Annotated in this window: 18 protein-coding genes; 9 read left to right on the top strand and 9 right to left on the bottom strand. The window is 39.4% G+C overall.

Translation table 11 applies throughout. The features are described 5' to 3' along the window. Genes LW137_RS04145 through LW137_RS04115 form a run of 7 tightly spaced genes read right to left on the bottom strand, consistent with a single transcriptional unit; the run spans position 1 to position 7378 of the window. Positions 1 to 1032 (bottom strand): flagellar basal body P-ring protein FlgI, encoded by a 1032-nt coding sequence (locus tag LW137_RS04145; protein ID WP_233033460.1) that lies wholly within the window; start codon positions 1030 to 1032, stop codon positions 1 to 3. A 49-nt stretch (positions 1033 to 1081) separates the two neighbouring features. Continuing rightward, entirely contained in the window at positions 1082 to 2059 is a 978-nt protein-coding gene (gene selD / locus LW137_RS04140) for a selenide, water dikinase SelD (protein ID WP_233033459.1), read from the bottom strand. 58 nt (positions 2060 to 2117) lie between these two features. Further along, positions 2118 to 2723 carry a sulfurtransferase-like selenium metabolism protein YedF gene (yedF, locus tag LW137_RS04135; RefSeq protein WP_233033458.1) on the bottom strand — a complete coding sequence of 202 codons (606 nt, stop codon included), beginning with the start codon at positions 2721 to 2723 and terminating at the stop codon, positions 2118 to 2120. After that, complete coding sequence (gene dapE, locus LW137_RS04130; protein ID WP_233033457.1) at positions 2723 to 3844, bottom strand: succinyl-diaminopimelate desuccinylase; 1122 nt, start codon at positions 3842 to 3844, stop codon at positions 2723 to 2725. Before dapE ends, yedF begins: the two co-directional genes overlap by 1 nt. 5 nt (positions 3845 to 3849) lie before the next feature. Beyond that, on the bottom strand, positions 3850 to 4557 hold the full coding sequence (gene cmoA, locus LW137_RS04125; protein WP_233033456.1) for a carboxy-S-adenosyl-L-methionine synthase CmoA: 708 nt from the start codon (positions 4555 to 4557) through the stop codon (positions 3850 to 3852). Beyond that, positions 4554 to 5939, bottom strand: coding sequence for an NAD(P)H-hydrate dehydratase (locus LW137_RS04120; protein ID WP_233033455.1), 1386 nt, complete (start codon positions 5937 to 5939; stop codon positions 4554 to 4556). Before LW137_RS04120 ends, cmoA begins: the two co-directional genes overlap by 4 nt. A gap of 17 nt (positions 5940 to 5956) precedes the next feature. Then, positions 5957 to 7378, bottom strand: coding sequence for an acetyl-CoA carboxylase subunit A (locus LW137_RS04115; protein WP_233033508.1), 1422 nt, complete (start codon positions 7376 to 7378; stop codon positions 5957 to 5959). An 89-nt stretch (positions 7379 to 7467) separates the two neighbouring features. Here LW137_RS04115 and LW137_RS04110 point away from each other — a divergent pair, with 89 nt between their 5' ends. The 5 genes from LW137_RS04110 to rsfS are packed head-to-tail and all read left to right on the top strand — an operon-like array spanning position 7468 to position 9932. Then, positions 7468 to 8229 carry an undecaprenyl-diphosphate phosphatase gene (locus tag LW137_RS04110; RefSeq protein WP_233033454.1) on the top strand — a complete coding sequence of 254 codons (762 nt, stop codon included), beginning with the start codon at positions 7468 to 7470 and terminating at the stop codon, positions 8227 to 8229. A gap of 48 nt (positions 8230 to 8277) precedes the next feature. Then, the gene (locus tag LW137_RS04105) at positions 8278 to 8454 is read left to right on the top strand and encodes a hypothetical protein (RefSeq protein WP_233033452.1); all 177 of its coding nucleotides are present in this window, start codon (positions 8278 to 8280) and stop codon (positions 8452 to 8454) included. Continuing rightward, on the top strand, positions 8454 to 8981 hold the full coding sequence (locus tag LW137_RS04100; protein ID WP_233033450.1) for a TylF/MycF family methyltransferase: 528 nt from the start codon (positions 8454 to 8456) through the stop codon (positions 8979 to 8981). The genes LW137_RS04105 and LW137_RS04100 overlap by 1 nt, the downstream gene beginning before the upstream one ends. Before the next feature lie 6 nt (positions 8982 to 8987). Continuing rightward, positions 8988 to 9557 (top strand): adenylyltransferase/cytidyltransferase family protein, encoded by a 570-nt coding sequence (locus LW137_RS04095; protein ID WP_233033448.1) that lies wholly within the window; start codon positions 8988 to 8990, stop codon positions 9555 to 9557. A 36-nt stretch (positions 9558 to 9593) separates the two neighbouring features. Then, complete coding sequence (gene rsfS, locus LW137_RS04090; protein WP_233033446.1) at positions 9594 to 9932, top strand: ribosome silencing factor; 339 nt, start codon at positions 9594 to 9596, stop codon at positions 9930 to 9932. Positions 9933 to 9970: 38 nt separating this feature from the next. Here rsfS and LW137_RS04085 read toward each other — a convergent pair whose 3' ends face one another. Further along, entirely contained in the window at positions 9971 to 10240 is a 270-nt protein-coding gene (locus tag LW137_RS04085) for a TFIIB-type zinc ribbon-containing protein (RefSeq protein ID WP_233033444.1), read from the bottom strand. A 62-nt stretch (positions 10241 to 10302) separates the two neighbouring features. Between LW137_RS04085 and LW137_RS04080 the strand changes: the two genes are divergently transcribed. Next, entirely contained in the window at positions 10303 to 11508 is a 1206-nt protein-coding gene (locus LW137_RS04080) for a 2,3,4,5-tetrahydropyridine-2,6-carboxylate N-succinyltransferase (RefSeq protein WP_233033442.1), read from the top strand. Positions 11509 to 11567: 59 nt separating this feature from the next. Next, positions 11568 to 12680 (top strand): tetratricopeptide repeat protein, encoded by a 1113-nt coding sequence (locus tag LW137_RS07185; protein WP_283092230.1) that lies wholly within the window; start codon positions 11568 to 11570, stop codon positions 12678 to 12680. Positions 12681 to 12738: 58 nt separating this feature from the next. Here LW137_RS07185 and LW137_RS04065 read toward each other — a convergent pair whose 3' ends face one another. After that, positions 12739 to 14643: an NAD(P)/FAD-dependent oxidoreductase gene (locus tag LW137_RS04065; protein ID WP_233033440.1), complete on the bottom strand. Its 1905-nt coding sequence runs from the start codon at positions 14641 to 14643 to the stop codon at positions 12739 to 12741. A gap of 148 nt (positions 14644 to 14791) precedes the next feature. Between LW137_RS04065 and dnaE the strand changes: the two genes are divergently transcribed. Continuing rightward, entirely contained in the window at positions 14792 to 18415 is a 3624-nt protein-coding gene (gene dnaE / locus LW137_RS04060; RefSeq protein ID WP_233033438.1) for a DNA polymerase III subunit alpha, read from the top strand. After that, positions 18412 to 19173, top strand: coding sequence for a pseudouridine synthase (locus LW137_RS04055; protein WP_233033436.1), 762 nt, complete (start codon positions 18412 to 18414; stop codon positions 19171 to 19173). Before dnaE ends, LW137_RS04055 begins: the two co-directional genes overlap by 4 nt. The last annotated feature ends 1 nt before the right edge of the window (position 19174 follow it).

Here is a 19174-nt window from a genome sequence, read left to right as displayed (position 1 = left end):
TTATACAATTTCAAGATCAGCACTAATCGCGCCACTTTGCTTCATTGCAGAAAGAATAGAGATAATGCTCTTGGGTCCTGCACCCATTTTTTGCAACGCACGCACAATACTTGAAACTGTAGGTTTTTTTCCACTAGTTGAGATCATATTCTGTGCTGAGCTAATCATCGTCCCATCGCCAATATCTGTCGCTTTTGGATCACTTAGATCTTCTTGGGTAATCTTAATCGTAATGTCTCCATGCGTAATCACAATAGGCTCAATTGTGATTCCAACTCCTGCGATAATAGTCCCACTTCGCTCATCAATCACCACTTTTTCACGCATCGAATAATCCACCTCAACCTCTTGCACCAAAGCCAAAAACTCAATCATACTAAGCTTTTCTGGCTTATGCAACTGGATTGTCCTAGAATCAACAGCCTTGGCAATTCCTTCGCCAAAAACACGATTGAGAACCTTTTGAACACGAATAGCATTTTGAAAATCAGAGCCCTTCAAGCTCAGTGTAGCGGTGGTTTTGTTATATAGATCATAAGGGACCTCTCTTTCAACAGTTGCACCATTTAGCACATTTCCTGCCAATACATTTCCGCTCTCTCCGATACTTAGAGCCCCTTGAGCAACTGCATAAATATTGCCATCAACAGCACTCAGGGGAGTTAGAAGCAGGGTTCCTCCTGCAATAGATTTTGCATCTCCAATAGATGAAACTGTGATGTTGAGCTTATCTCCCTGTTTGGCAAAAGGAGGCAATGTCGCAGTCACCATAACTGCAGCAATATTTTTGGATTTAATGTCATTGGGGGAGACTTTCACATTCATTGTTTCTAACATATTGGCAATGCTTTGCATTGTAAATTTTGAACTTGATTTATCCCCACTTCCATTTAACCCAACAACAAGTCCATAGCCAATCAGTTGATTGTCCCTTACGCCTATAATGCTTGCGATATCGCCGATCTTCTGACCCATCATAAATGTAGCAAGCAGACAAATAGCAATCAATGCTCGTAGAGATTCCTTTCTCATCTTAGCGCCTCCGCTCTGTTTTGGAATCTTTTAAGCAATTCTTATTCCACTACAAAAGTTCAATCGCTTCTTGATCTCTTTTGGTCATTTGTCCAATAATCTCACTTTGCTCATATCCCCCAAACCTTAATCGTTCAACAAGCATATGCGCTTGATTTTGTGGCAAAGCAAACAATAACCCCCCAGAAGTTTGGGCATCAAAACAAGCAATCACTTGAGAAAAATCAAGAGAGGTTTTTATTTTTTGTTTGAGAAATGCATAGTTTTCTCGTGTTCCATTAGGAATCACATCTTTAGAAATCCAATCAACAACACCATCAAAAAGAGGGATTTTTTCGACAAAAATAGACGCTCCCTTATCGTGAGCACACATTTCAAGCAAATGCCCCACAAGCCCAAAGCCTGTTATATCTGTACAAGCATGGATCTCAAACTCCTGTGCCATCTGACTTGCAATTTGATTTAGCTGACACATACTTACTACTGCATCACAATCTGCTTTCAATTCCAGCTTTCCATTTTTGAGCGCTGTTGCAATGATTCCTGTTCCCAAGGGCTTACTCAACACCAAAGCATCACCAACTTGCGCAGTGCAATTTCTCCAAATTTTTTTAGGATGCACAATCCCGCTGACGCTCAAGCCATATTTTTGCTCTTGATCAGCAATTGTATGTCCTCCAAGAAGAGTGACCTTTGCTTCATTAAGCTTTGAGGCTCCCCCCTTCAAAATTTCAGTGATTATTTCTTTTGAAAGATGCTTTTTATCCCACATAAGAAGATTGAGAGCGGTTTTTGGAACTGCGCCCATTGCAAAGATATCACTCAAAGCATTGCTTGCAGCCATTTGCCCATACAAAAAAGGATCATCAACAATTGGTGTAATAAAATCAACACTTTCAACCAAAGCGACTTCTTCGCTCAAGGCATAAACACCGCAGTCATCACTTGTATCATACCCTACAAGTAGGTGCTGATCTCTATAGGTCTCCATTCCAGCCATCATTTGTCCGAGGTCTTCCAGACCCACCTTAGCTGCTCAACCTACACACTGCACAAATGAAGTCAATTTTGACATCATTTTCCTCCTACAAACAAATCACTCCTGATGAACTCATCATTTTTTGCATTATGACTGAAGCTGAAGATATTTCACCTACACTCATACGATTTAAAACCCCATAGTGTTCTAGACAAGTTTTGCATGCTAGTATCTTCACCCCCTTGCGTTGCATGTATTGCAACTCCTCCATTGTTTCTCGACTAGAATCTGCACAAAGCAAAACAGCTCGATTAAGAAGCAAAATTTCCTTAGGGAAGACGCTCCCCTCAGCCAAAGCAACAAACAAACGATCCAAGAGGCGTTTTCCAAACTCATTATCTCCCACTCTATCATCCTTGAGAAAAAGGATCTTGTCTTCTAGGCTAATGACTTTTTCCTCCAAAAATTCAAGAACCTCTATTTCTTCTTTTCCCTTAAGAGTAATGCTAAAACGATTTTCATCTCCCACTGTTTCAATGATATATCCATTATTGATAAGAAAATTTTCAACATCTTCTAAGGCATAATCTCCAAAGATTGCAATCTTACTCACAACAATATTTTTTTCTTTGATTTGCTCCAAAACAGATTTGACCTTCATAACAGGATCATTACAAACCAATCGCGTGATATCAATTTTAGCTTCTTTCATCAATGACCTCCTTGTTGAGATAAAAAATCTAAAAAGATTTCTTTCAAAATCTCCAAGTCCTTAATGCTCGTGCATTCATTTTTTGCGTGGATTCTATCATTTAATCCCCCTAGTTCCAAAACCTCCACCCCAAATGCAGCAAAATAGCGCGCATCACTTGTCCCTCCAGTTGTGCTTGCATTTGGAACATAACCCGTGATCTTTTCAATGCTTTGACTTAGCACATCAAACAAAGAGCTTTGGGTGACAAAAGGATGAGAACTAACCTGCAAAGTAAGATGATAAGGCAACCCCTTCAAAACCTCTTGGAGATACTGTCTCAATGTATCCTCATTGCTCAAAGTGGAATTGCGGACATTAAACATTATTTTAAGTCTGCTAGGTGTTACATTACATGTCTCTATCCCACCTCGAATATCTGTAACAACTATCTTGCTTGGCTCAAAAAAATCATCTCCTCCATCCAAATCAATCCCTGCAATCTTTCCCAGCCTTTCTCCCACAAGCTCTACAGGATTGACGCATTTTTGAGGATATGCAACATGCCCTTGCACTCCTTCTATCTCAATCACCCCATTAATAGAGCCACGACGCCCTATTTTGATCGTATCTGCAACTTTTAAATGACTTGTTGGTTCTGCAACAAGAGCAAAGTTGGGTAAAAAATCTCTCTTTCTCAGCTCTTCAAGCACAAACTTTGTCCCATCCAATGCTTTTCCCTCCTCATCACTTGTCAATAAAATTGACACAATCAAATCACATTCTTCTCCCTCAAATTCTTGAATTGCGCCCAAAAAAGAAGCGATCCCCCCCTTCATATCTTGGGCTCCTCTTCCAAAAATATAGCCATCCTTGATCACAGGGACAAAAGGATCGCTCTCCCACCCTTCACCGGCAGGCACAACATCAATATGGCCTGCAAAACATAAATGAAATTTTTTATTCTTTTTTCTAGGAGCAAAATCTCTATATCCAAAGAGATTTTTCACTTCACCGCAATCTAACCTCTCCCACACAAACCCATCCCCCACAAAATCCATAATCCACTGATAGATTCCGCATTCATTTGGCGTAACCGTTGGAAAAGAAATTAAACTTTCTAAAATTTTCTCCACTTCCACAACTCTTATCCTTTCTTTGCGATCAATAAAGCAAAATTAACCCATTTAAACAAAACCTCAATATGCAGAAACCCAGAATTTTTAAGCATAGTTAGATTCTCATCCATTGTATAGGGGACAAGCACATTTTCAAGAGCCTCTCTCTTTTGGGCAATCTCAAGCTCTGAATATCCTTGAGAGCTTTTATAAGAATAGTAGTGCTCAATCATCGCTCGATCCAAGCTCTTATCTGAGCTAATCATCTTTTCTCCCATCAAAAACACTCCTCCACTCTCAAGAGAATGAGCGATTTTTTGAATCATTGCCTCTCTTTGAAGTGGGCGAACAAACTGCATCGTATAATTTGCTATCACCACTTGAGAAGCTTGGAAATCATATGTCAGGAAATCTACCTCCTCAAATCTAATATTTCCTCCATATGCCTGAGCTTTTAAATTTGATCGCTCAATCATTGCACTTGAACTATCTAGTCCAACACACTCTGCCTTTGGAGCAAGATGAGATAAAGCAAACAAAACATTCCCCGTTGAACTCCCTAGATCATAAACCCTCCCTCCATTTTGCAAAGAAAGCGATGCAAAATGGGCGATAAGTTTTACCTGCTCTTGATAAAAGGGAATAGAGCGCGCAAGCATATCATCAAAAACACTTGCAACACTTTCATCAAACTCAAATTGCTTGGTTGGTTTTTGTACAAAAAGAGAATCTCTCATAGATATTTAACTGTCTCTATCAAATCAAGGGGATTTAGCCCATATGAACTTTTGATTTTTTCAGATGCAAGAGCATGGGCCAAAACACCATTAATGGAAGCCTTGAGTGGATCGCTTCCTTGAGCCAATAGCGAAGCAATCATTCCAGAAAGCACATCCCCACTCCCCCCCTTTGCCAAATTATTGCTTCCAAATGGACACACAAAGATCTGCTTGTCTTTGGCAATAAGCGTATTAGCCCCCTTAAGAACAAGAGTGATATATGGATATTTCGCACAAAATTCCTCAACCCATATCCATCGCTCCGCTTTAAGTTCCCAAACTTCCAAATCAGCTATTCCACAATTTTTCAAAAGATTCGCAAACTCTTTAATATGAGGAGTAAGGACAACATTCTCCATCCCCTCTAGCTCTTCTGCCAATCCCTGATAAGCAAAAACATCCGCATCAAGCACGCACGGAAATGCTCTGCAAATCTGCAAATCTTGTGAAGTGATCTCCCCTGCCCCCATACCAAATGCAATAGCCGTCGTATTTTTGGGAATCTGATGTGCTTTCATAATGCTATATGGAAGATGATCAATTTCTCCTACCACGCTTACAAGCCCCACACCAAAAGCCAGAGCACTCAAGGCACTCAATACGCTTGCCCCCTCCTTGCTTTGCATATTTTTTCTGTGCAAAATTGCCAAATGTCCATATTCTCCCTTGTGAGTATCGCGTTTTAGGCGATGTGGGAGATGCAAATCTGTCTTCTCCAGTAATTTTATTTTCGAGCTCGTTTCATACTGCTTCCTTGAGATTCCCAAATCTGCCACACGAATTTGACCTACATAATCCTTGGCTTGTTCTCCAAACAAATCACTCTTAAGTCCCCCCATCACAACAGTATAGTGTGCCCTAAAGGCAGTTTGTATCACCTTTTGGCCCACTCCACTTGGCAAATCACACGCAATCCTTAAGTGTGCCATCTTATTCATCGCCTCAATAAGCTTTACTTTTTCTGGTGAGAGCTCTCCTTTAAAACCACTTCCATAAAGACAATCTATGACTACGTCACAGGGATAAAGTTTATTAACAAAATCAATCCCCATCGCCTTACATCGCATAAATTCTTTTTCACATAGAGAAGTTTTGGGTTGATCTGCCATATAGACCCTAACGACATAATCCCCATCTAGCTTTCTTGCCAATGCCAAACCATCAGCCCCATTATTCCCCCCTCCGCAAACGATATAAATCACACTTTTAAGATGAGTGAGCGAATCAATTAAATGCTTTAGCCCTATCGAAGCATTTTCAACCAAAATTTCTTCTGACAATAAAAACTTATCTATCGCACGCTTATCTAAGAGTCTTGTTTCTTTGTAAATATTTTGCATTCTCTTTTCCTATGCACTTATTGGTGATTTTTCCAAGCCAAAAGTGCAGAAATGGCAGCCACCTCATCAATCTCATCATGCTCTTTTTGTGGCAACAAATCTTGAAGACGATCAGACAAATAAGAAGTGTTAAATATGCCTTTTTTAAACACTTGATCTTGACAAATATTTTTCAAAAACGGAATTGTTGTTTTGATTCCCCCAATCCTAAATTCACTCAATGCTCTAGCTAATTTTCTCACTGCCAAATCATAACTTGTTGCACGCACAATCAATTTGGCCACCATAGAATCATAAAATGGCGGGATCTCATAATCTTTATACACGCAACTATCAACCCTTACAGAGGGACCCAAAGCAGGATAATACGCACAAATCTTTCCCATACTAGGAGAAAAATCAGCATTGACATCCTCTGCATTAATCCTAGCCTCGATTGCATAACCCTGAAAATGCACATCTTGCTGCTGAAGTTCCAAAATTTCTCCACAAGCGATGCGAATCTGCCTCACAACCAAATCAAGCCCTGTGATCTCCTCTGTCACACCATGCTCGACCTGAATACGCGTATTCATTTCCATAAAATAAAATTGATTAAACTCATCAAGCAAAAATTCAACCGTCCCCACATTACTATACCCAACAGCCTTTGCAGCAGCCACAGCTACAGCTCCCATTCTTTTTCTTAGCCCCTCATCAATACTAGGACTTGGAGCAATTTCAATCAGTTTTTGATGACGCCTTTGAATGGAGCAATCCCTTTCTCCCAAATGAATCACATTTCCATACAAGTCAGCCACGATCTGAAACTCAATATGTCGCGGAGAAGAAACAAACTTCTCCATAAAAACATCATGATTGCCAAAAAACGCACCCGCTTCTCTTTTACATGCCTCAAAACTCTCTAACAATTCTTCCTCATGCTCTACAACCCTAATCCCCTTTCCGCCTCCTCCAGCACTTGCTTTCAAAATCACGGGATAGCCAATCTTTGAAGCGATATCTTTTATTTCTTGTGGAGTCTTATCATTGAGAGGCTCAGTCCCTTGAACAATTGGAATCCCATTTTCTTTCATCAAGGCTCTTGCGGTGTTTTTATCCCCCATTTTTGCTATCACATCGGCATTTGGACCAATCCATACCAATCCACTCTCTTGGACTCTGCGTGCAAAAACAGCATTCTCACTCAAAAACCCATATCCTGGATGAATTGCTTCTGCACCACTTTTGTGCGCAACTTCTAAAATTTTCTCAATATCTAGATACACTCCAATAGGATTGCCCTCAAGACGATAAGCCACATCCGCCATTTTGACATGCAAAGACAGCTCATCTGCTTCTGAATAAATCACAACAGATTCCACTCCCAAATCCTTGCAAGCTCGTATAATCCGCACAGCAATCTCTCCACGATTTGCAACCAAAATCCTCTTAAACATCCACAACAACTCCAAAATGATTAAAAATATCATTATTTTATCACTTGCTATAATAAAAGCACTTCAAAAACCACAGCCAAAGGATTTTCATGGACTTGTTTCATGCAATTATTTTAGGAATCATTGAAGGAATCACAGAATTTCTTCCTATTTCTTCTACAGGGCATATGATTTTGGCTTCTAAGCTTATGGGTCTAGATCAAAATAACTTTCTCAAAACTTTTGAAATAGCTATCCAGCTTGGATCAATCCTTGCAGTGATTGCACTTTTTTATCGCAAGCTCACTTGCGGAATTGATATATGGATCAAACTTATGATTGGTTTTATTCCCACTGGTTTATTGGGGCTCACGCTTTATAAACTCATCAAAGATCTCTTTGATCCTTTCACTGTGGCCTATATGCTTATCTTTGGCGGTGGGGTATTTTTGTGGATTGAATACTTTTATAAGCCTCAACACAAAATTGAAACAATCGAAAAAATTGATTATAAAAAAGCCTTTTTTATTGGCCTCTTTCAATCTTTGGCCATGATTCCTGGGACCTCTCGCAGTGGATCGACAATCATAGGAGGACTCCTACTAGGGCTTAGTCGAAAATGTGCAGCTGAATTTAGTTTTCTTTTAGCAATTCCTACTATGTTTGCTGCTACAGGTTATGATCTTTATAAAAATGCTGAAATTTTAAATACTCAAAACCTTCAAATCCTTCTTATTGGGGCGTTTGTGGCTTTTCTCACGGCTCTTATGGTGATCAAGGTCTTTATGCGTTTTATTTCTCATTTTGGCTATGGATTTTTTGGAATCTATCGCATTGCAATGGGAGCAATATTTCTTTTATGGATCCTCTAAGAATCAAGTACAATTGAAAGCCTAAACAAATACTAAAAAGGACAAATAATGAGTGATCTAATCATGAAATATGACTATCCAATGTCATACAAACTCGACAATTTTGAAAAATATGTTCCGCGACAAAAACTCGCGCGCTTTATTGCAAGATACGAACTTTTTAAAATGATCAAAAATACAAAAGGTTCTATCATTGAGTGTGGAGTCCATTGGGGGGGGGGATAATGGCATTTGCAAAACTTTGTGCAGGATTTGATTTGCTCAGCTTTGATCGAAAGGTTATTGGCTTTGATACATTTGAGGGATTTCCCCATCTGAATGAAAAAGATCAAAAATCTGTACATCATGATGAATTAAAAGTAGGCGGATTTAAAAGTTTTATGCAAATTGAAGATGAACTCCAAGACTGCATTAAAGAATACGATGAAAATCGCTTTATCAATCAATATGAGCGCATTGAATTAGTCAAAGGAGATGCTTGCAAAACAATCCCTCAATATATCGAAGAAAATCCCCATACACTAATCTCATTGCTCTATCTTGATTTTGATCTTTATGAGCCCACAAAAGTCGCTCTTGAGTATCTGGCTCCTCGTGTTGTAAGGGGAGGAATCATTGCATTTGATGAGATCAATGAAAAATACTGGAAAGGGGAAAGTATCGCGGCCTTTGAATACTTTGGCAATTTCAATCGATGTCGATTGCAAAAATTTGACTTTGTTCCAGGGATATCTTTTATGGTGATTGATTAGGAGATCATGAAATACTTACCTAGAGCAGATAAAAAACATCGCACAAAAATCCCTTCCATAGTCGTCTATGGAGGGAGTTTTGATCCTATTCATTTAGGGCATATTGGCGCAATCCAAACTGCCCTCAAGATTCTCAACCCCTCTTTATTCCTTGTCGTCCCCGCCTTTCGCAACCCATTTAAATCTTGCATCAAATACAGCACCCATCAGCGCACTAAATGGCTCAAGCGTGCAATCAAACAAATCAATGATAAGCGAGTTCAACTCTGCCTCTTTGAAATCAAACGCAATGCTCCCACCCCCACAATTCTCACAATCCAATATCTCAAAAAAACCTTTAATACTTCCAAAATCTACTTTCTCTTAGGAGAAGACAATTTAGAACACCTCCACACTTGGGATGCATTCCCTCTTCTGGCACATTTGGTTGAATTTATCTTACTAAAACGCCAAGGATACTCACCCATACCCCACTCATACAAAATGCTTCCTTTAGACATTCCTGCTTCATCTACTCAAATTCGCAATGGAAAACAAAGGGAATTTTTACCCCCATTTTTAAAGGGCTTAAGATAGAATCCCAGTTCAAAATCAACGCATTAGGACAATTTGATGATAGAAAATCGAATCCAAACCATCACACAGCTCTTAGAAGACAAAAAGGGCGAAAACATCGAAGTTATTGATCTAAGAGGAAAAGACTACATCACCGATTTTGTTGTAATTGTCACAGCACTTGTAGGAAAGCATTCTTTTGCATTGCTAGACACTCTCAAAACAGAGCTCAAATCTCAGGGAGTAGAGTTTTTTGGCACTGAAGAAGAAAGTGAAGATTGGATTATTGCTGATTTGGGAGATATTATGATTCATATCTTCACAGAAGCCCATCGCAAAAAATTCAATCTTGAAGAATTCCTCAGCACCCTTGGAAAACCTCAAATCCAAGACTAAACGCACAAGGCAAGAAGATTTTTCTGCCTCTGCAATCTCTAAAAATCAAATAGCTCACTCAAAAAAGATTCTCTTTTTTTGGGCTTATGATACCCATAATCTCTCTTATCATAGTCTTTTTGCGACTCATATCCCCTATTGCGATCATAAATACTAGATGAAGTCTTTGAAGATTCTGAATTGGCAATGATTTTATCAAGCTCTCCACGATCTAACCATACTCCTCGACACTTAGGACAATAATCAATCTCTACTCCGCTTCTTTCACTCATCAATAAATCATTTTCAATACATACAGGACACTTCATTTCTTCTCCTATCTTTTGTTTCAAATATTATAATTGAGCAATCACAATCAAAAGGATAAATCATGACAAAAGAAGAGTTCAAAAACTTCGTTTCTCAAGCAGAAAATACATCTAATTATCAAAAACCAATAGGTTTTGGAATCGCACGCGTAGATTTAGGAAAAAAAAGTGGAAAAACACTTTGTGCAACCTACCCTCTCTTGAATTGGAATGAAAATTTTGGCTCTTTTGCTGTTTTTCACAAAGCAAGCGAGCAGGCGATCCTTATCCACAATAGCTCTAGCGAAATCGTTTATGGAATCAATAAAGAATTTATCGATACAGCTCTGGATCTTTTCTCGCCCTTTATGGCAGAAGCACAAAAAGATCATCTTAGCCATAAAAACATCCAAGTCTTACTTGAGCTTAAAAGAGCCTATGATTCTGGAGAGCTTTATACAAAAGGAGGGAGGCCTAGATTTCGATTTTGTGCAATTTTTGCTGACACGCAATGTCAGAGTGTCGAGAGTGCCTATATGAAATTACTAGCCCTCTCTCTTGGAAAGGCTCCACTACGCTCATTAGTTCTTGATGGAATCTTTGGCCTTTTGAGCAATGTGGCTTGGAGTGGGAATAAACCTTATGAGCTAGATTATTTGAGAGAAAAAGAAATTGAACTCAAGATGAGAGGAAAATTCCCTGCAATCGATTTTGTGGATAAATTCCCACGCTATTTGATGCAAGTCATTCCTCAATATGACAATATTCGCTTACTTGATACTGCCAAAACGCGTTTTGGAGCCTATCTTGGAACAGGTGGATATACACAAATGCCTGGGGCTTCTTATGTCAATTTCAATGCTGGGGCAATGGGAGCGTGTATGAATGAAGGAAGAATCTCAAGCTCTGTCATTATTGGAGAGGGAACAGATATCGGAGGGGGGGCAAGCATTCTTGGTGTTTTGAGCGGAGGAAATAGTGAGCCTATCAGCATTGGCAAAAATTGTCTCTTGGGTGTTAATAGCTCCACAGGAATTAGCCTAGGAGATGGATGCATTGTAGATGGAGGAATTGCTGTTTTGGCTGGGACGATTTTTGCCATCACCCCCCAAGAAGCCCAAAAAATCAAAGAAATCAATCCTGATTTTGAAATCAATCAAACAGGGCTATACAAAGGCAAAGAGCTTTCTAGCAAAAATGGAATCCATTTCCGCCAAGATTCTAAAACTGGAGCAATGATCGCCTTTAGAAGCAATCGAGAAATCAAACTTAATGATGCTTTACACTAAATTGGAACTGCTTTTGCTATAAGCAATTTCAAGAATATCAACCAAAAGGAGTTTAAAACATGTTTAAGAAGATTCTAGGAGTTGCGACAATTCTTTGGAGCCTTGCTTTTGGAGCAGAGGGAGAAGCCCCTCAAGAACAGACCAATCAGGCAACCCAAAACATACCCCAACAGATCCAAGCTCCAACCAATGCAACCCAAACTCTTCCTTCTCAAACTCCTTCTGCCCAAACACAACCCCCACAAAGACAAAGAGATCCTTATGCTTCTTCCAATGCTCCACTGCCCAATGTAACTCGCGATATCGCTCCAACCTATCCTGATAACTTTGCAAGAGACAAATTCCAAGCTCAACCTACACTCAATGCAGCTGTCGATCTAGCCAAAAAGGGTGATATGGAACAAGCCCTCAAGCTCTTCTCTCAATCTTGCAACGAAGGGAATCCAGCGGGATGTTTTGGTGCGGGATTGATGCATATGTATGGTCAAGGCACACTCAATGATCAACAAAAAGCCGTTGGATATTATCAAGAAGCTTGCTCAGGTGGCGATGCTGTTGCTTGCACCAATCTAGCAATCGCATATGATGATGGAGTTGGCGTTCAAATGGATAAAGAAAAGGCACTTCAATATTATCTTGTTGGTTGTGAGGGGGGAGATAGTATTAGCTGTACCAATGCAGGATGGATGTATGCCAATGGGGTAGGAACACCCAAAAATTACTACCAATCTCTAAATACCTATAGCAAAGCCTGCAATCTTGGAAGTGAGCTAGGATGTTACAACTTGGGGCTTATGAGCAATACTTACAATGTCTATGGGATCGACAAAGATCGCTTAGGGGCACTTGATATGAATTATATTGCCTGCTCTCAGGGAGACATGGTGGGCTGTGCTAACCTTGGATATCTCTACTCTACAGGAGAAGCTGGAGCTCCACTCAATTACTATAATGCTGCAAAATACTTTGATCTTGCTTGTAAAAATGGAGTACTGAGTGCTTGCAATAATTTAGGGGTACTCTATGACAATGGTAGAGGAGTCTTGCAAGATCGTCTTCGTGCAATGGAGCTTTTTGCCTTTGCTTGTCAAAATGGATTTGAAACCTCTTGTCAGAATTATCGCATCATGAATGGCAATAGCAGGGGAACAACAAGAATGTTTGGGCGATAAAGAGCCCAAAAATCATCTTCTCTCAAGTCCGAAGAGACCCTCTCCCCCTTTTGCCTTTTTATTTTTCCAAATCACGAATAGATCTGATTGCTTCCTCAATCGCTGAATGCGCATATGCATTCCAAGCTGCATCACAATTTGCAATAGCAATATTTCCATATTTCTTCTTTGCAACTTCAATAACATGCTCTGATTCTTTTTCGTCATCATATAAAGAATTAAAAGTATAAGAATAGCAATGTCCCCAACGATTGATAGTGATTGCCAAAATATCCTTTTGATGATCAAATCCCACATCTCCCAACATTCCCTGAAGCTGTTCTCTTGTCATTCTTTCAAGTTCTGAGAATGAAAGATCAAGCAAGAGATGACGAGCAAGTCTTGATTGATCTCTTGCATTCATAGTTTCCCCATCCCCCATCCCTCGAATTAAAGTAATGGGAGCTCCTACCATATGAACACAAATAGGCTCTTTTGGATCTCTTGGATGTTTATAATCCCCAATATCGACAGGATAGTCAAGCTTTGTACGTGCATAAAACATTTTGGGAGAGTAAATCTCATGCACCCCAAGCTTTCTAAAACTTTCCCAATTTCTTAAAATTACTTTTGTGTGGATAAGAGGAGTTTTAACACATTGAGCCAAAGACTCTTTTTGCTTAATGGGTAAATCTGGGATAATGTAGGGAATCATACTATTGTAATTAGCCATTACAACTTTCTTGGCAAACACTTTGTGTATCCGATTATCCCGAGCACTCATATAGAAAACTTCTCCCCCATCATTATGATTATTTACCCTTACAACAGTGCTGTTAAGCCTCAATCGGACTGGCGAAGAAGAATGATCGAGCTGACTGTAATCAAATTTTGCCATCACAATTTCTTCCACTTCTTGCTTAGCAGCTGTAACAGATGGAATAAGCTTTTTGACCATCATTCTAGCAATTGTGGCATTTCCATCTGGAAAATGATAGATATAAGGCTCAGAGACCTCTGCTTCTTCTTCCTTGCTCAATGGTGGCAAACCTAGCTTTTCAAATCCTGGCAAAAATGAAATACGAGCATCTTCGCATGAAATCGAATCAATTCCTAAAGCCAAGAAATCATCAGTCATTCCCTCAAAAAAAGAAATAGCCATTGGAGAAAGTTTAACTTTTTCCTCCAAGAAACGCTTATAGCTTGTCTTTGCAACATATTCTTCTCGTTGTTTAAGACTCATTCCAGCAAGATAATCTTTTGGATTTTGATGCAGATCAAGCAACTGCTTTTTGTCCTCTGCGCTCATTGGAAAATTCCCAATAAAATCAGCATAGGATCGACCATTAATCCTATCTTCTGGAATATCATCAGCAACCATCTTTCTAGGATTCCCACTTACAACTCGATCCACTCCATAATCTTTTTTATTGAAATAAACCCCTCGGCCAAGCCCCAAGTTAGGATAAAAATCCACATCAAAAGCCTTTGCCAATGCATCAATATCAATCCCAATTCCCTGTAAAAACTCAACAACTTCTTTTGAATAAAGAGTCTTAGGGGATTGCAAAGATTCACTTCCCCCATAACTAAGAATCATGCGATCTTTTAGATGAAATTCATTTCTCCGAGCATGCCCTCCAAAATCATCATGATTATCCAAAATCAATATTTTGGCCTTTTTACCTTTTTTATCTTGAAAAATACATGCGGCGCATAACCCACTAATTCCCGCTCCAACAACAACTAAATCATAATTTTCTTCTGTTTGAAGATTATCAAAATTAAATTTTTCTCCATCTCTTATCATATGAGCATAACGATAACTCTCATTATTGCTTCCACGCAACCCTGCAAGAGAAGGAGGATAAACAGTATCTATTCCGTATTTCAAATCTTTTGCTTGAAGCAATGACAATGGGGACATTCCAGCAACAACAGCAAGACTTATACCATTTAAAAAATCTCTTCTTGTAATACCCACAATTACTCCTTATGCATAAATGCAAATTTCACAAACCGTAATTATGTCATATGTAAATTATTTCTTAACCTTTATGGAGATCTAGCTTCACTGATTTGTTTTTACTTTCTACTATAATTCCAACACAAAAAATTTAGAGAGACAACAGATGAGCTTTACACATTTGCATTTACATACAGAATATTCTCTTCTTGATGGCGCCAATAAAATCAAAAATTTGGCCAAAAAAATCAAAGCACTAGGCATGAAAAGTGTCGCTGTAACTGATCATGGGAATCTCTTTGGAGCAATGGAATTTTATAAAACAATGCTTGAAGAGGGAATCAAGCCCATCATAGGAATTGAAACTTATCTCCACAATCAAGAAAACCTAGGAGATAAAAGCACAAAATCTCGCTTTCATCTTTGCCTCTATGCCAAAGACTATGAAGGCTATCAAAATCTTCTCTATCTTAGCTCACAAGCCTTCATTGAAGGCTTTTATTATCACGCTCGAATCAACAAAAAACTCTTAAGAGAACACAGCAAGGGACTGATTTGCTCCTCTGCTTGCCTTGCTGGAGAAATCAGCTATCATCTTGATTCTAGCAATCCAATTCATCAAAATGTCGGTGATCGACCCTATAAAAAACCCTACAATCCCAATGGCTATCAAATCGCCAAAGAAGCCGCACTAGAATATCAAGATATCTTTGGGGATGATTTTTATATTGAAATTATGAGACATGGGATCGATAAACAACTCTATATCGATGATTTGCTTATCCAACTCTCTTTAGAAACTGGGATCAAATTAATTGCTACAAATGACACTCATTACACCCTCAAAGAAGATGCCGCAGCACAAGATGTGGCAATGTGTGTCGCAACAGGCAAAACAATGAGTGATCCCAATCGCCTCAAACACACTGTGCATGAGTTTTTTGTCAAATCCCCAGAAGAGATGGCTCGATTATTTGCCGATATTCCAGAAACTCTGCAACACACTCAAGAGATTGCTGAGAAATGCAATCTTGTTCTTCCACTTAAAAATACAGACATTGTCAATAAAGAAACAGGTGAGAAAATCTTAAGCTTCACACCTGCCACTCCTCCAACCTTTCGATTTACGCAAGAGTATGCGCAACAAGAAGGACTCCTTGATATCACCAACGATGCAGATTATTTTGCCTATAAATGTCGCGAAGGCTTGAAAGAAAGATTGGAAATCGTCCCTCAAGAACTTCACGCAACCTACCAAGAACGTCTAGAACAAGAAATCGAAGTGATCACTAAGATGAATTTCCCAGGATATATGCTCATTGTTTGGGATTTTGTCAATTTTGCTAAGCGCAATGGCATCCCTGTCGGCCCTGGAAGAGGAAGTGCTGCAGGAAGCCTTGTGGCCTTTTGTCTCAAAATCACTAATATCGATCCACTTAAATACGACCTGCTTTTTGAGCGTTTTCTTAATCCTGAGCGCGTGAGCATGCCCGATATTGATATGGATTTTTGCCAAAGGCGTCGCGGGGAAATCATCGAATATGTCACGCGCCAATATGGAAAATACAATGTTGCACAAGTGATCACTTTTGGTGAGCTAAAGGCCAAGGGTGTTATTCGCGATGTGGCAAGAGTGTTTGACATGCCCTACAATGAAGCAGACGCGATGGCAAAACTTATCCCTGATGATCTAGGGATTACACTCAATGATGCTTACGAAAAAGAGCCCAAAATCAAAGAACTCATCCAATCCAACCCCCTTGCATCAAAAATTTGGGATTTTTCACTCAAGCTTGAGAATCTCAAAAGAAATGCGGGCACGCACGCGGCAGCTATTGTGATTGATTCTGAAAAAGAACTTTGGCACAAAACTCCACTTTATACCAACGAAAGGTTAGGGGGCTCTGCTGTCACACAATATTCAATGAAATGGCTTGAACCTGTGGATTTGATCAAATTTGACTTCCTTGGACTTAAAACCCTAACAGTGATTGATGATGCACTCAAACTGATCAAAAAACGCTATAACAAAGACATTGACTTCTTACGTGTGGATATCGAAGATCCAAAAGTATATGAAACGATGCAAAATGGTGACACGCTTGGATTATTCCAAATCGAATCAGGGGGGATGCAAGATCTCAATAAACGTCTTAAACCCACAACTTTTGAAGACATTATCGCGGTTTTGGCACTTTATCGTCCAGGACCTATGGAATCTGGGATGCTTGATGACTTTATTGATCGCAAACATGGACGCAAATCTATTGTGTATATGTTCCCTGAACTTGAACCCATTCTCAAACCTACCTATGGCGTAATCGTCTATCAAGAGCAAGTTATGCAAATTGTGCAAACAATTGGAGGATTTAGTCTTGGAGGAGCAGACCTTGTTCGTCGTGCGATGGGGAAAAAGATCAAAGAGGAAATGGATCGTCTTAAAGATACTTTTGCAAATGGAGCAGAGCAAAAAGGTTTCAATCGCACTAAAGCAGAGGAGTTATGGGAGCTGATTGTCAAATTTGCAGGCTATGGATTCAATAAATCACACTCCGCAGCTTATGCCATGATTACTTTTCAAACCGCCTATCTTAAAACCTACTACAAACACGAATTTATGGCAGCGATGCTAACAAGCGAAACCAATAAGGTCGAATCTGTAGCGCACTATCTTGATGAAGTGAAGGCAATGGAAATTGATGTCATTCCTCCTCATATCAATATCTCAGAGCATGATTTTGGCGTGAGCGATCTTGAGGGAGAGCGAAAAATTGTCTTTGGGCTAAGCGCAATCAAAGGGGTAGGTGATGCACCGATTGAAAACATCATTCAAGAGCGCGCCAAAAATGGACCCTATAAGAATCTGGAAGATTTTATCGGTCGCATTGATTGGAGCAAAATCTCCAAAAGAGTTTTAGAGCCCCTCATCAAATCTGGAAGCCTTGATCACCTTGGCTATAGCAGAAAATGTATGCTTACACATATTGATGCAATTTGTGAGGCAGGAAGAGCCAAAGACAAAGCCAATGCAATGATGGCAGATTCTCTCTTTGGAGCCTTAGAAGATGAGCCTTCTAGTATTTCACTTCATTTTTCAGATATGGCTGAAGATGATAATCTTGTGTTGCTAGAAAATGAGTATGAATGTATGGGAATCTACATCTCTGGACACCCTCTTGATGCATTTAAAAGCCAAATCAATGAAATCAAAAAAGTTGCCAAAAGTGCAGAACTTGAAAAATATGGAGAAGGCTCAAGTGTTTTATTGATCGGAAAGATTTTAGATATTCAAAGAAAAATCAGCAAAAAAAGTGGAAAACCTTATGGAATCCTCTCGTTGCTTGATTACTCTGGCAAATTTGATCTCATGATTTTTGAGCAAACACTCAATGATTTGGAAAATACAGACAAAAATCAACCCATCGCTCTAAAATGCAAAGTTGAGTATAAAGATGACAAACCCACACTGCGTCTTTTAGAACTCCTAAGTCTTGAAGAAGCCAAAGATACAAAAACAACAACCAAAAAAAAGCAGCCCACCCCAACTCAAGAAGAAGTTGCACCCATTGCTCACACTGAGCCATCAACTCCTCTTGCCCTCATCCTACCCCTTGATTCTCAAGAATCCATCCTTGAAACCATTGCGCAAGCTGCACAAAACAATGTAGGAAAAAGGGAGCTAAAAATCATTTTAAAAGATGATCAAGAATGCTATATCTTCTCTTCGGCATTTAAGGTGCATTCTTCAATCAAAGAACAGCTTAATTCTATGCAATGGAAAGATCTATGAGACTCAACAAATTTATCTCCCACAATAGTAAATATTCTAGACGCGAAGCAGATTCTCTAATCCAACAAGGTCGCGTTAATATCGAAAAAAAGAAGGCTACAGCAACCTCAATCCTCAAAGACAACCAACGCGTCTTTATTGATGGCAAACAACTCCACCCCATCAAACAAGACCACTTTACAGCCATTATCTATCACAAACCCAAAGGAGAGCTTGTAAGCAAGAAAGACGATCGCGGACGCAAAACGATCTATCACTCTTTGAGCTCACAATTTGCACATTTTTCCCCCGTGGGCAGATTAGACTATGCCTCTGAGGGGCTTTTGATCTTGAGTGATAGCAAAGAAGTTGTGAGCAAGCTTATGCAAAGCAAACTCCCAAGAACCTATCTTCTCAAACTGAATGGCTCAATTACCCAAAATATGCAAGAAGCGATGCAAAATGGTCTTGAACTTGAAGATGCAAGTGCTGGTGCTCATCCCAAAAATGAAATCTCACAAATGACTTTTTCTCCATTTGCAAGCTTTTCCATTATCAAAAATACGCGTAATTACTCTAAAATCAAAGTTTGCATCACAGAGGGAAAGAATAGAGAACTAAGACGCTTTTTTGCACACTTTGGACGAGAGGTACTTGATCTTAAGCGTATTAGTTATGGATTTGTCTCACTCAATGCTCTTCCTTGTGGGAAAACACGCTTTTTTAGCAAAGAAGAATATAAATCTCTGCACCAATTTCTAAACCAAACAAAGGAATAAA

This window comes from Helicobacter kayseriensis, from assembly GCF_021300655.1.
Lineage (GTDB): Bacteria > Campylobacterota > Campylobacteria > Campylobacterales > Helicobacteraceae > Helicobacter_G > Helicobacter_G kayseriensis.
Note: the sequence above shows the minus strand (reverse complement) of the source record. Positions and strands in the feature narration are given on the sequence as shown.

Excerpts from the sequence above, each read along its gene's own strand:
- LW137_RS04085 (WP_233033444.1), bottom strand. The coding sequence starts at position 10,240 with ATGAAGTGTCCTGTATGTATTGAAAATGATTTATTGATGAGTGAAAGA.
- yedF (WP_233033458.1), bottom strand. The coding sequence starts at position 2,723 with ATGAAAGAAGCTAAAATTGATATCACGCGATTGGTTTGTAATGATCCT.
- LW137_RS04055 (WP_233033436.1), top strand. The coding sequence starts at position 18,412 with ATGAGACTCAACAAATTTATCTCCCACAATAGTAAATATTCTAGACGC.
- LW137_RS04120 (WP_233033455.1), bottom strand. The coding sequence starts at position 5,939 with ATGCAAAATATTTACAAAGAAACAAGACTCTTAGATAAGCGTGCGATA.
- LW137_RS04095 (WP_233033448.1), top strand. The coding sequence starts at position 8,988 with ATGAAATACTTACCTAGAGCAGATAAAAAACATCGCACAAAAATCCCT.
- LW137_RS04100 (WP_233033450.1), top strand. The coding sequence starts at position 8,454 with ATGGCATTTGCAAAACTTTGTGCAGGATTTGATTTGCTCAGCTTTGAT.
- rsfS (WP_233033446.1), top strand. The coding sequence starts at position 9,594 with ATGATAGAAAATCGAATCCAAACCATCACACAGCTCTTAGAAGACAAA.
- cmoA (WP_233033456.1), bottom strand. The coding sequence starts at position 4,557 with ATGAGAGATTCTCTTTTTGTACAAAAACCAACCAAGCAATTTGAGTTT.
- LW137_RS04080 (WP_233033442.1), top strand. The coding sequence starts at position 10,303 with ATGACAAAAGAAGAGTTCAAAAACTTCGTTTCTCAAGCAGAAAATACA.
- LW137_RS04110 (WP_233033454.1), top strand. The coding sequence starts at position 7,468 with ATGGACTTGTTTCATGCAATTATTTTAGGAATCATTGAAGGAATCACA.
- LW137_RS04145 (WP_233033460.1), bottom strand. The coding sequence starts at position 1,032 with ATGAGAAAGGAATCTCTACGAGCATTGATTGCTATTTGTCTGCTTGCT.
- LW137_RS07185 (WP_283092230.1), top strand. The coding sequence starts at position 11,568 with ATGTTTAAGAAGATTCTAGGAGTTGCGACAATTCTTTGGAGCCTTGCT.
- LW137_RS04115 (WP_233033508.1), bottom strand. The coding sequence starts at position 7,378 with ATGTTTAAGAGGATTTTGGTTGCAAATCGTGGAGAGATTGCTGTGCGG.
- dnaE (WP_233033438.1), top strand. The coding sequence starts at position 14,792 with ATGAGCTTTACACATTTGCATTTACATACAGAATATTCTCTTCTTGAT.
- LW137_RS04105 (WP_233033452.1), top strand. The coding sequence starts at position 8,278 with ATGAGTGATCTAATCATGAAATATGACTATCCAATGTCATACAAACTC.